This window comes from Sulfitobacter sp. 1A12157, from assembly GCF_043557345.1.
In the GTDB taxonomy this organism is placed as follows: Bacteria; Pseudomonadota; Alphaproteobacteria; order Rhodobacterales; family Rhodobacteraceae; genus Sulfitobacter.
Genome location: NZ_JBIFFV010000003.1, coordinates 96,496 through 108,327 on the forward strand (window position 1 = coordinate 96,496; position 11,832 = coordinate 108,327).

Genomic DNA, 11,832 nt, shown 5'->3' on the forward strand with positions numbered 1-11,832 from the left:
AAACCAGCCAGCCCGCCTTTTAGCGGACCGGCCCGTGATGTCGTGGCTTTCGCTCACGCGGTCCTCATGCGGTGACCCAAAAGCGAGAGGATCTCGGTCGCGACATGGGCGCCTGCCACCGCGGTGGCGCCGGTGGTGTCGAAGGGGGGCGAGACTTCGACCACGTCACCGCCCATGATGTTGATCCCCGCCAGATCGCGCAGCATGATCGACACCTGCGCCGAGGTCAGCCCGCCCCAAACCGGGGTGCCGGTGCCGGGGGCAAAGGCTGGATCCAGCGCGTCGATGTCAAAGGTCAGATAGCATGGCCGGTCGCCGAGGATCTGCTTGATCTTGGCAACGGTGGCCTGCGGCCCCTGCTCATGCACCTCACGCGCGTCGATGATATTGACGCCCATCGTGTCCTCATTGGTGGTGCGGATGCCGACCTGCACGCTGGTCGACGTGTCGACGATGCCGGACTTCACGGCCTTGTAGAACATGGTCCCGTGGTCGATCCGGTCCATGTCGTCGTCGGCCCATGTATCCGTATGCGCATCGAACTGTAACAGGCTGATGGGCCCGTATTTTTCGGCATAGGCCTTGAGGATCGGAAATGAGATATAGTGATCCCCGCCCAGCACGACAGAGGCCGCCCCGGCGTCCAGAATGGTCTTGATATGGGCGGTCAGGGCGGCGGGGAACTGGCTGACATGGCCATAGTCGAAGGCCAGATCGCCGTAATCGGCGATGGCGAATTCGCTCAGCACATCGAAATCCCAGCCATAGGGCGCGTCGGGGGCTTGCAGCGCGCTGGCCTCGCGGATGGCGCGGGGGCCAAGGCGGGTGCCGGGGCGATTGGTGACCGCCTGATCAAAGGGCACGCCCGTCACCGCGATGTCGACGCCGGTCAGATCCTTGGTGTATTTCCGTCGCAAGAAGGAGGTCGCCCCGCCAAAGGTCAACTCATAGCTCGGCCCTTTGAGATCCTCGCGGGTAAAGGCCATATCCATCTGCTTGGCCGCGTCTTCCAATGCCATTATTTGCCTCCTGCTGGCTGTGCCCGCTCAACGATACGGGCGAAAAAGGATGCGCCGAGGGGCGCGATCTCGTCGTTGAAGTCGTATTCCGGGTGGTGCAGCCCTGCACCTTCCCCGGCCCCGAGGAAAAGATAGGCGCCGGGGCGTTTTTCAAGCATGAAGCTGAAATCCTCCGCGCCCATCTCGCGCCCGTAATCGCCGTGCACTTGGGCCGCGCCCACCACCTCGGTCGCCGCCGCGATGGCGGCCTCGGCCTTGGCGGGATCATTGACTGTGGCGGGATAGCCGATCTCATAGACCAATTCGGCGGCGACATCATAGCTTGCCGCCTGCCCGTCCACGATCTGCTGCATCCGGCGCATGACCATCGCCTGCACCTCACGGTCGAAGGTGCGCACGGTGCCGTTGATATAGGCCGTCTCGGGGATGATGTTATCGGCGGTGCCGGTGTGAATCTGCGTGACCGAGACCACCAGATCCTGCGCCGCGACATGGTTGCGGCTGACGATGGTCTGGATCGCCGTGGCGATGCCGCAGGCCGCCACAACCGGGTCGCGGCTCTCATGGGGCATCGCGCCATGGCCGCCTTTGCCCTTGATATGAATGTGGAATTCATCCACCGCCGCCATGATCGGCCCCGGCGTCGTGTAGAATGCGCCTTCGTCAAAGCCGGGCGCGTTGTGGATGCCGTAAACCTGCGCGATCTCGAACCGCTCCATGATGCCTTCGTTGACCATCACGCCCGCGCCGCCGCCCGTCTCTTCGGCGGGTTGAAAGATCAGCGCCACCCGGCCCGCGAAATTGCGTGTCTCGGCCAGATACCGCGCCGCGCCTAGAAGCATGGTGGTATGCCCATCATGGCCACAGGCATGCATCTTACCCTCCCGCGTGCTGGCATAGTCCTTGCCCGTCGCCTCTTGGATCGGCAGCGCATCCATATCGGCGCGCAGGCCGATGGTCGGGCCTTCGCCCTGCCCCTCAATGATCGCCACGATGCCAGTTGTCGCGATGCCCTCGTGCAGCTCATCCACGCCGAATTCCCGCAGGCGCTCGGCCACGAAAGCCGCCGTCTCATGGCAGTCGAACGCCAGTTCGGGAATCCCGTGCAGATGGCGCCGCCATGCTGTCATATCCTCCGCAAAGGCGTTGATGCGGTTCACCACGGGCATGGGCTGGACTCCTTGGGGTTGGTTTGGTCAGGGTGCATCTGACACCAGACATACGGGGCCTGCAATGCCGGACAACACAAAAGCCGATCTCATTCACGATTCAAATGCCGGGATCGAACGGTTGCTCGAAATCATGCGCCGCCTGCGCGACCCCGAGACGGGCTGCCCCTGGGATATCGAGCAGGATTTCGACAGCATCGCCCCCTATACCATTGAAGAGGCTTACGAAGTTGCCGACGCCATCGCCCGGCGCGATTGGGGCGAGCTTGAGGGAGAATTGGGCGATCTGCTGCTGCAATCGGTCTATCATACGGCGATGGGCGAAGAAGCGGGGCATTTCACCTTTCAATCCGTGGTGCGCAACATCAGCGACAAGATGGTGGCGCGGCACCCGCATGTCTTTGGCGACGAATCCCGCGACAAGAGCGCCGAACAGCAAACCGCCGATTGGGAGAAGATCAAAGCCGCCGAACGCGCGGGCAAGGCACAGGGGGGCACTTTGGACGGGGTGGCGATCGGCCTGCCGGCGCTGTTGCGGGCGATGAAGCTTCAGAAACGCGCGGCGCGTGTGGGCTTCGACTGGCCCGAGACGACGCAGGTGCTCGACAAGATCACCGAAGAGGCTGCCGAACTGGTTGAGGCGAAGGACCAGTTGAGCCAAGCCGAGGTCGAGGAAGAATACGGCGACCTGCTCTTCGTCATGGCCAATCTGGGCCGCCATCTGGGGCTGGATCCGGAAGCCGCTTTGCGCGCCGCCAATGCCAAATTCACCCGCCGGTTCGAAGGCGTCGAGGCCCGGCTCGCCGCCATGGGCAAAACCCCGCAGGACAGTGATCTGGCCGAGATGGACGCGCTGTGGGAGACGGTGAAACTGGCGGAACGCGGCTAATCGCCGGGTCTGCGGCTGGACAAAGACCTGCCCCTCCGGCAAGGCTCTGCCCCAAGCAATTTGACGAAAGTAAGCCCATGACCCCGCGTAAAATCATCATCGACACCGACCCCGGACAGGACGACGCCGTGGCGATCCTCCTCGCCCTCGCCAGCCCGCAAGAGATCGAGGTTCTGGGCATCACCTGTGTCGCGGGCAACGTGCCGCTGGATCTGACCTCGAAAAACGCGCGCATCGTTTGCGAGCTGGCGGGGCGGAGTGATGTGAAGGTCTTTGCCGGTTGCGACCGACCGCTGGGGCGTGATCTGGTGACCGCGGAACATGTGCATGGCAAGACCGGGCTCGACGGCCCCGATCTGCCCGACCCGACCATGCCACTGGCCGAGGGGCATGGGGTGGATTTCATCATCGAGCAGCTCCGTGCCCATCCCGCAGGCAGCGTGACACTTTGCCCCTTGGGTCCGCTGACCAATATTGCGACCGCCCTGCAAAAAGCGCCCGACATCGCCGAAAAGGTGCAAGAGATCGTGCTCATGGGCGGCGGCTATTTCGAAGGGGGCAACATCACGCCCACGGCGGAATTCAACATTTACGTCGATCCCCATGCCGCTGATATCGTTTGCAAATCCGGTATTCCGATCGTCGTGATGCCGCTTGACGTGACCCATAAGGCGCTGGTTACCAAACCGCGCAACGATGCCTTCCGCGCGCTTGGCACCAAGGTCGGCGTCGCCGTGGCGGAAATGACCGATTTCTTCGAGCGGTTCGACAAGGAGAAATACGGCTCCGAAGGCGCGCCGCTGCATGACCCTTGCGTCACCGCCTATCTGATCAACCCCGATCTTTTCCAAGGCCGTCATATCAATGTCGAGATCGAGACCCAGTCGGAACTGACCATGGGCATGACCGTCGCCGACTGGTGGCGCGTGACCGACCGCGCGCCCAATGCGCTTTTCGTAGGCGACCTTGATGCCGATGGGTTCTTTGCCCTGCTCACCGAAAGGCTGGCCCGTCTATGAGCGCACATCTCACCCTCGGCGCGCCTGAGCATCTCGACAAGCTTGTCGCGCTGGTGACGGCATTCCATGCCGAAGCGGGCATCGAGATGAGCGATGAACAGCGCCGCCGGGGGCTGGCCCCGCTGCTGGACGGCATCCCCCATGGCGCCGCCTATCTGATCGGCCCGCCCCGCGCGCCCATCGGCTATGTGGTGATCTGTTTCGGCTGGTCGGTTGAATTCGGCGGGTTGGACGCCATCATTGATGAAATCTACGTCCGCCCCGGCGTGCGGGGCCGCGGCATCGCCTCGGAGGCGCTGATCGCGTTGCCCCGTGCGCTGGCGGCGGGCGGGCTGCGGGCCGTCCATCTTGAGGTGGATCGCGACAATGCCGCGGCGATGAAACTCTATACCCGGGCGGGCTTTCGCCCGCGCGAGAGTTACATGCTTATGTCCCGGACCCTGTGATGCGTATTCCTTTCGATAACAGCTATGCCGCCCTGCCCGAGGGGTTCTTTACCCGGCTGAACCCCACGCCGGTCAAAGCGCCCCAGCTGTTGGCATGGAACGCCGAATTGGCGGCGGCGTTGGGTATCGAAGGGGCCGAGCCTGCGCAGATCACGCAGGTCTTTGCCGGAAACGAAGTGCCCGAGAGCGCCGATCCTCTGGCGCAGCTTTACGCCGGGCATCAGTTCGGCAACTTCAACCCGCAGCTTGGCGATGGCCGGGCGATCCTTCTGGGAGAAGTCGTCGATCGGGACGGCCAGCGCCGCGACATCCAGTTGAAAGGCTCTGGCCCCACGCCCTATTCGCGGATGGGCGATGGCCGCGCATGGGTCGGGCCGGTGCTGCGCGAATATCTGGTGAGCGAGGCGATGCATGCCCTCGGCGTGCCCACCACCCGCGCCTTGGCCGCAGTGGCTGCTGGTGAGCCGATCCTGCGCGAAAGCGGGCCTCTGCCCGGTGCTATCGTGACCCGCGTCGCGGCCAGCCATCTGCGCGTCGGCACCTTTCAGGTCTTCGCCCATCGCGGAGAGACCGAGGCGCTCAAAACCCTCACCGACTATGCCATCGCGCGCCATTACCCCGAGGCCGATGGCCCGCTTGGCCTTTTGCGCGGGGTCTGTGCTGCGCAGGCGGAACTGGTGGCGCAATGGATGGCCCTAGGCTTTATCCACGGTGTGATGAACACCGACAATTGCAGCATCTCGGGCGAAACGATCGACTATGGCCCCTGCGCCTTTATGGATGCCTTCCATCAGGGCCGTGTCTTCAGTTCCATCGACCGGCAGGGGCGCTATGCCTATGGCAATCAGCCGCAGATCGTGGTCTGGAACATGGCGCAGCTTGCCACCTCGCTTTTGCAGCAGATGGAGGATAAGGAGAGCGCCGTCGAAGAGGCCACCGAGATCGTCCATGACATGCCCGAATTGATCGAAGCCGCATGGCTGCGCCGTTTCTCGGCCAAGGTTGGTATCTCGACGCCACGGGCCGAAGATGTCGATCTGATCAATGAATTGCTGGGGCTGATGCAAAAGGATGGTGCCGACTTCACCAATGCCTTCCGCGCGCTTCCCACAGATCAAGCCCGCGACCAGTTCACCGACCGCGACGCTTTTGACAGATGGGCCGAAGGCTGGCGCGCGCGGATTGAAGGGGAGCCCGATCCGCAAGCGGTGATGAATGCGGCCAACCCCGCCGTGATCCCCCGCAACCACCGGATCGAACAGATGATCGAGGCCGCCGTCGCAGGCGACATGGCCCCGTTCAAGCGCCTGATGAAAGCGCTGGCCACCCCCTTTGTCGAGACGGACCCCGAGCTTCAGCGCCCGCCCACCGATGACGAGATCGTCCCGGCGACCTTCTGCGGCACCTGACCCTAGTGGCCGCGGGGTTTGCGGTTAATCAGGTAAATCCCCGCCGCCACCAGCAGCAATGCGGCCCAGATGCTCAGCCCCACCTCTTCCGAGAGGATCAGCCAGCCCAGAAGCACGGCAAAGACCGGCGACAGGAAGCTAAACGATGCGACGGAGGCAGCGGGATAGATCGTCAACAGCCAGAACCATGCGAGAAAACCGAAGCTTGCCACCGCGATGATCTGATAGGCAAGCCCCGCCAGATGCACCGGAGCCACCTCGCGCAGCAGCGGGCCAAAGAGCGGCGCAATCAGCAGAAGGATCGGGGCGGAGATCACCAGCTGCATCATCAGTTGCTGCGCGGGCGGTACTTGGGCCAGCGGCGTAACACGAACGCAAAGCGCGATGCCCGCCCAGCAGAGTGCTGCGAAAAGCGCCAGAAGATCGCCCAGCCAATGCGCGCCCTCGGTCCCGCCATCGCTCAGCGCCAGAACCACCCCGCCCATGGCCAGCCCCATGCCAATGAGCCGCGCCCCGCTCAGCCGCTCTCCCGGCAGCCACAGATGCGCGGCGATGCCAAGCCAGACCGGCATGGAATAAAGCAGGATGGACGCGCGGCTGACCGTGGTGAGATCGAGCGCGAGGAACAGGCAGACAAACTCTAGCGTAAAGAAAAGCCCCGCCGCCAGACCGCCCCATAGGGCGGCGCGCGGGATCGACAGGCTGACGCCCCGAAGCCGCATCCAGATCAGCAGCAAAAACACCGCCCCGAGAGAGCGCAGGCCGGCCAGAAAGACCGGGTTGAAACCGCCGGTGCTGACCTTGATGACGACCTGGTTAAAGCCGAGGTTCAGGGCGAAGAGCACCAGCGCCACAGCGCCGAATGTGTCAATATGTGATTTGCGTTCCATCCAGACAGAAGCGCCGCCCGGATCGGATAAGTCAATGGCGCGCCGCGGTTTTCCGGGGCGCGCCATTTCGCTGTCTTAGGGAGGTGCCCCGGCTCAGGCCGCCTGCTGGCTGCCCGACTTACCGCCGCCGCCACCGCGCCTGCGACGCCGCCCGCCGCTCGGCTTGCCGGCGCCTTCACCACCGCCGCCGCCGCCACCGGGGCGACCGCCACCACCACCGGGGCGACCGCCACGTCTGCGGCCCCGGCCCTTGGGTTTCGCTGGCTCATCAATCACTTCCCAAGGACGGCCCGAGGCCACGGGGATCGAAATGCCCATGGTCTTTTGGATTGCCTTCAGTTCGCCCATCTCATCGGGGGCGCAGAAGGCTACGGCGGCCCCATCTTTGCCCGCGCGAGCGGTCCGGCCAATGCGGTGGACATAGTTGTCCGGCACATTCGGCAGGTCGAAGTTATAGACGTGTTTCACATCCGGAATGTCCAAGCCCCGCGCCGCCACATCGGTGGCCACCAGTACGGTGATGTCGCCCTCCTTGAAGCCTGCAATCGCGCGGTCCCGCTGACCTTGGCTTTTGTTGCCATGGATCGAAGCGGCATCGAACCCGGCCTTCACCAGCGTCTTCATCAGCTTTTCCGAGCCGTGTTTCGTGCGGCCAAAGACCAGCGCGCGTTCGCCCTTATGCTTGGCCAAAAGTTCTTTCAGCAGTTCGGTCTTCTCGGCCTTGGCGATGAAATGCACCTCTTGCGTGACCTTGTCTGCCGCCTTGCCCGGAGGCGAGACTTCGATGCGGATCGGGCTGTTGAGATAGCTGTTGGCGATCTCGTTCATCAGCTTGGGCATGGTCGCCGAGAAGAGCATCGTCTGGCGCTCTTTCGGAAGCAGGTTCGAGATCTTGCGCAGGTCATGGATGAAGCCCATGTCGAGCATCTGGTCGGCCTCATCCAGCACGAGGAAGGTCGTCGTATCGAGTTTGACCGCGCGCCGGTCGAGCAGGTCAAGCAAACGGCCCGGTGTCGCGATCAGCAGATCGACACCCCGTTCCAGACGTTTGATCTGGGTGTTGATCGACTGACCGCCCACCACCATTGCCACTTTGATTGGCGTGCCTTCGGCATAGCCGCGCAGGTTCACGGCGATCTGCTGCGCCAGCTCGCGCGTGGGGGCCAGCACCAGCCCGCGCACGGAACGCGCTGCGGGGCGGCCTTCGATCTCCATCATCTGGGCCAACAGCGGCACGCCAAAGGCGGCGGTCTTGCCGGTGCCGGTCTGGGCAAGGCCCATCACGTCGCGCCCGTTCAGCGCATGGGGGATCGCCTGTTTCTGGATCGGGGTCGGCTCGTTCAGCCCCATCTCGTTCAACCGGGCCACCAGTTTGGCAGGCAGGCCCATCATGTCAAAATCGCTCATTCGTTCACTTTCCGGCCCGCGAAAACGCGCGCCATGTTCTTTCGCCGCGCCCCTCAAAAGGCGCCACGGGGTCGCGCAAGCCAGATCGCGGGCGCAGGCCACATACCTCACACCCGTCTGTCGCGCTTGGCCCCACGCGTGATTTTGGGAACATCGGCGGGCCTTGTCGTCAGCGTCCCAGAGGCCCCTCATGGGACTTGGCGCTGATACTGCTCACGCGGCAGAAGGCTTCGCTTGATGCCCACATGGGCGGTGCAGACGCAAAAGTCAACCGGCGCGGTCAATTCCTGTGGCGTCCGGCGGCGCTAAAATGCTAGGACCGTGGTCCGACGGACGAAGGGCAAGACGATGCGCAACCCGATCATCAAACGCTGCGAGGCGATGGGCCTGCGCATGACAGGGCAACGCCGGGTCATCGCGCAGGTGATTCACGACAGCGAAGACCACCCCGATGCCGAAGAGATCCTGACCCGCGCCAGCGTGATCGACAGCGGCATCTCCATCGCCACGGTCTACCGCACGGTGAAGCTGTTTGAAGAAGCGGGCATCCTTGACAAGCTGGAGTTCGGCGATGGTCGGGCGCGCTATGAAGACGCGCAGCGGGCGCATCACGATCACCTCATCGACGTGAACTCAGGCGAGGTCATCGAATTCGTCGACGCGGAAATCGAAGAGCTTCAGGAACGCATCGCGCGCAAGCTGGGTTACAAATTACAAGGCCACCGGATGGAACTCTACGGTGTGCCGATCAAGAAGGATGACCCATGACAGAACGTGACCGCCCTTTGCTGGCCGTGTTGATCGACGCCGACAACGTGCCCGCAAAACATGCCGCTGCCATCATGCGGGAGGTCACGACGATTGGAGAGCCCGCCCTGCGCCGGGTCTATGGCGATTGGTCGAACGATCACCTCAAGGGCTGGAAAGCCCCGATCCGCGAGTTGGGTTTGGTGGCGCATCAGGAAACCGCAAACACCAAGGGCAAGAACGCGAGCGACATCGGGCTGGTCATTCAGGCGATGGACATTCTCCACAGCCGCCGCTTCGACATCATCGTGATCGTCTCTTCCGATAGTGACTTCACCGCGCTGGTGAACCGCCTGCGCGAAGATGGGGTAACAGTCATCGGCATCGGCGAGAAGAAAACCCATGATTCGCTGCGCAACGTCTACAACCGCTTCATCCTGATCGAAAACCTCGACGAGGTAGAGCCCGACACCCCCGCGCGGGCCAAGGCCAAGGTGGGCGATGCCCTGCCCCTGTTCAAAGCCGCGATGGACAAGATCGACACCGAAGACGATTGGTACAACCTTGGCCAGATCGGCCAGACCATTCAAGCAGCGCATCCCGATTTCGACAGCCGCACCTATGGCCATGGCAAGCTGAGCGCCTTGGCCGCCGACCTCAAAGCCTTGGAAACGCGCAAAGACGGCAACCGCTTGATGGTTCGCCTAAAAAGCTAACGCCGGATCACTCGGCGGCGCGCTGCTCTTGCTTCGCCACGCGGGAAAGCATGGCGGGCAGCAGCACGCTCAGCACCACCAGACGCATGATGTGGCAGGCGGCGACGAAACCCGGCACCACAGCCAGCACCGCGCCGAGGGCGATCATCGTCTCCAGCCCGCCGGGCGCGAAGGCCACCAGCACATGCCCCAGCGGCATCCCAAGCGCCCAGGCCACCGGCACCGCGCCAAGGCCCGCCAGCCCCACCGCCACGCCGGTAATCGCCAGCCCCGCGCCAAGCCCGCTTGCCAGACGCGCAGGCGTGATGCCGGAAAACCGCGTGCCGATGAGGCTGCCCAGCACCAGATAGGCGGCAAGGGTCAGCCAACCCGGCAGAACGCCAGTCTCCAGCCCGGTCAGATGCGCGAGGGCCGAAACCACCATCGCCCCCATTAAAAGCGGCGCGGGCACGGAAAGCCGGGCAAAGATCATCCCCACGACGACAGAGACGCCGATCATCACAAGAATCGAAAGTAGGCTCATCCCCGCCCCCACGGGGGCGATATTGCCGGTCATGTCGACGCCCATCACAAGGGCGGCGAAAGGCACGACGATGGTCAGCGCCAGAAGCCGGACCGACTGCGTGATCGAGATGCGCGGCACGTCCGACCCGCTGTCGCTGGCAATCGCCATCACGAAACTCAGATGCCCAGGAGCCGCGGCCAGAAGCGCGGAGCGCGCGTCAAAACCGAAATACCGCGCCAGCATCCAACGGCAGAGCGCCATGATCCCTCAGATCACACCGGTCATAAAGACAAAGGCCAGCGGCCAGCGCAGCATGGCGTTCACCGCATCTTGATTGAACCCCGCCCCCACGGCGATGCCCAACACGACGAAACAGGCATCCCGCAGCCGCGGATCGACCGCCGTGCGCACCCCCATCAGCCCTAAGACACTCACCGCGATCACCGGGCCAAGCAGCATATAGACCGGCGCATGCAGCCACCAGAACAGCAGCGCGCCAAAGCCCCCGGCCGCAAGGGTCAGCACAGTATCGCGCGGGGCGAGCGAGGGGATCGGCCATCTCATGCGGTAGGGCTAGCACTCCGGTAGAGCCTGCGCCAGTGCCACACGCATGGCGCGCATCGCGCACCCTTGCCCTTTCGTCGCAAAAGGTTCATGGGCGACAGGCAATACCACGGGATGGAGGGGCGTGATCATGGACAATCTGCGCGGTGCGATGCTGATGGTGCTGGCCATGGCCGGTTTCGCGGTCGAGGATATGTTCGTCAAACTGACGAGCGATGCGCTCCCCGTCGGTCAGATCATTGCGCTTTTGGGCGCGGGCGGCGGAGCGATCTTTGCGGTGATCCTGCGCATTCAGGGAAAGCGCCTGTTCTCTGCCGATATGCTGACACAGCCGATCTTGCTGCGCGCCGTCGGCGAAGTGCTGGGCACGCTCTGTTTCGTTACCGCCATCGTGCTGACGCCGCTCTCGTCGGCCTCGGCCATCTTGCAGGCAACCCCGCTGGCCGTCACCCTCGGTGCGGCGCTGTTTCTGGGTGAGCCGGTCGGCTGGCGGCGCTGGAGCGCGATCATCGTGGGCTTCCTTGGTGTGCTCTTGATCGTGCGCCCGGGGCTGGAGGGGTTCAACGCCCTGTCGCTTTTCGCCGTGGCCGGTGTCATCGGCCTTGCCTTGCGCGACTTGGCGACACGCAGGGTTCCCAAAAGCATCAGTTCCATGCAGCTTAGCTTTCTCGCCTTTATCGTCCTGGTCCCGGCAGGGCTGATCCTGATGCTGACCGCAGGCACGCCAGCCGCCATGCCCGGCGGGGCCGAGGTGCTCTATCTCGCCGGGGCGATGGGGATCGGCGTGCTGGCCTATTACGCCATCGTCGCGGCCATGCGCGTGGGCGAGGTGAGTTTTGTCACCCCCTTCCGCTATACCCGTATGCTCTTTGCGCTGGTGGCCGGGATCGTGGTTTTCGACGAATCCCCCGATACGCTGACGCTGGTGGGGGCCGCGATCATCATCGCCTCGGGGGTCTATACCCTGCTGCGCGAACGCAAAATCACCCCCCGGCCCCGCCGCGGTCTTTCCAAGCCGGGCCTGCCGGGGTAAACCGCCCCAAACCCGAACA

13 protein-coding genes are annotated in these 11,832 nt (G+C 63.7%); 7 read left to right on the forward strand and 6 right to left on the reverse strand.

The window, feature by feature from the left end; all coding sequences use genetic code 11:
* Positions 1–53: 53 nt before the first annotated feature.
* Both speB and ACGYLC_RS07095 read right to left on the reverse strand, forming a co-directional pair.
* Positions 54–1,019: an agmatinase gene (gene speB / locus ACGYLC_RS07090; RefSeq protein ID WP_394422325.1), complete on the reverse strand. Its 966-nt coding sequence runs from the start codon at positions 1,017–1,019 to the stop codon at positions 54–56.
* Positions 1,019–2,188: a M20 aminoacylase family protein gene (locus tag ACGYLC_RS07095; protein ID WP_394422326.1), complete on the reverse strand. Its 1,170-nt coding sequence runs from the start codon at positions 2,186–2,188 to the stop codon at positions 1,019–1,021. Before ACGYLC_RS07095 ends, speB begins: the two co-directional genes overlap by 1 nt.
* A gap of 64 nt (positions 2,189–2,252) precedes the next feature.
* On the opposite strand from ACGYLC_RS07095, the gene mazG reads away from it, so the two are divergent.
* The 4 genes from mazG to ACGYLC_RS07115 all read left to right on the forward strand — a co-directional run bounded on the left by mazG (position 2,253) and on the right by ACGYLC_RS07115 (position 5,951).
* Positions 2,253–3,077 (forward strand): nucleoside triphosphate pyrophosphohydrolase, encoded by an 825-nt coding sequence (gene mazG / locus ACGYLC_RS07100; protein WP_394422327.1) that lies wholly within the window; start codon positions 2,253–2,255, stop codon positions 3,075–3,077.
* A 77-nt stretch (positions 3,078–3,154) separates the two neighbouring features.
* A complete protein-coding gene (locus ACGYLC_RS07105) occupies positions 3,155–4,096 on the forward strand; it encodes a nucleoside hydrolase (RefSeq protein ID WP_394422328.1) in 942 nt (313 codons plus the stop codon).
* Positions 4,093–4,542 carry a GNAT family N-acetyltransferase gene (locus tag ACGYLC_RS07110; protein WP_394422329.1) on the forward strand — a complete coding sequence of 150 codons (450 nt, stop codon included), beginning with the start codon at positions 4,093–4,095 and terminating at the stop codon, positions 4,540–4,542. Before ACGYLC_RS07105 ends, ACGYLC_RS07110 begins: the two co-directional genes overlap by 4 nt.
* Positions 4,542–5,951, forward strand: a complete 1,410-nt coding sequence (locus ACGYLC_RS07115) for a YdiU family protein (protein ID WP_394422330.1) — start codon at positions 4,542–4,544, stop codon at positions 5,949–5,951. Before ACGYLC_RS07110 ends, ACGYLC_RS07115 begins: the two co-directional genes overlap by 1 nt.
* Before the next feature lie 2 nt (positions 5,952–5,953).
* Here ACGYLC_RS07115 and ACGYLC_RS07120 read toward each other — a convergent pair whose 3' ends face one another.
* Together ACGYLC_RS07120 and ACGYLC_RS07125 are read right to left on the reverse strand one after the other, a co-directional pair.
* A complete protein-coding gene (locus tag ACGYLC_RS07120) occupies positions 5,954–6,841 on the reverse strand; it encodes a DMT family transporter (protein ID WP_394422331.1) in 888 nt (295 codons plus the stop codon).
* A gap of 93 nt (positions 6,842–6,934) precedes the next feature.
* Positions 6,935–8,248, reverse strand: a complete 1,314-nt coding sequence (locus ACGYLC_RS07125) for a DEAD/DEAH box helicase (protein WP_394422332.1) — start codon at positions 8,246–8,248, stop codon at positions 6,935–6,937.
* Positions 8,249–8,596: 348 nt separating this feature from the next.
* On the opposite strand from ACGYLC_RS07125, the gene ACGYLC_RS07130 reads away from it, so the two are divergent.
* Entirely contained in the window at positions 8,597–9,016 is a 420-nt protein-coding gene (locus tag ACGYLC_RS07130; RefSeq protein WP_067265902.1) for a Fur family transcriptional regulator, read from the forward strand.
* Complete coding sequence (locus tag ACGYLC_RS07135) at positions 9,013–9,711, forward strand: NYN domain-containing protein (RefSeq protein ID WP_394422333.1); 699 nt, start codon at positions 9,013–9,015, stop codon at positions 9,709–9,711. Before ACGYLC_RS07130 ends, ACGYLC_RS07135 begins: the two co-directional genes overlap by 4 nt.
* 7 nt (positions 9,712–9,718) lie before the next feature.
* Here the strand turns inward: ACGYLC_RS07135 and ACGYLC_RS07140 are convergent, their stop codons facing one another.
* Positions 9,719–10,477 (reverse strand): AbrB family transcriptional regulator, encoded by a 759-nt coding sequence (locus ACGYLC_RS07140; protein WP_394422334.1) that lies wholly within the window; start codon positions 10,475–10,477, stop codon positions 9,719–9,721.
* 6 nt (positions 10,478–10,483) lie between these two features.
* Positions 10,484–10,780, reverse strand: a complete 297-nt coding sequence (locus tag ACGYLC_RS07145) for an AbrB family transcriptional regulator (RefSeq protein WP_394422335.1) — start codon at positions 10,778–10,780, stop codon at positions 10,484–10,486.
* A 130-nt stretch (positions 10,781–10,910) separates the two neighbouring features.
* Here ACGYLC_RS07145 and ACGYLC_RS07150 point away from each other — a divergent pair, with 130 nt between their 5' ends.
* Positions 10,911–11,813 (forward strand): DMT family transporter, encoded by a 903-nt coding sequence (locus ACGYLC_RS07150; protein WP_394422336.1) that lies wholly within the window; start codon positions 10,911–10,913, stop codon positions 11,811–11,813.
* Positions 11,814–11,832 lie beyond the last annotated feature (19 nt).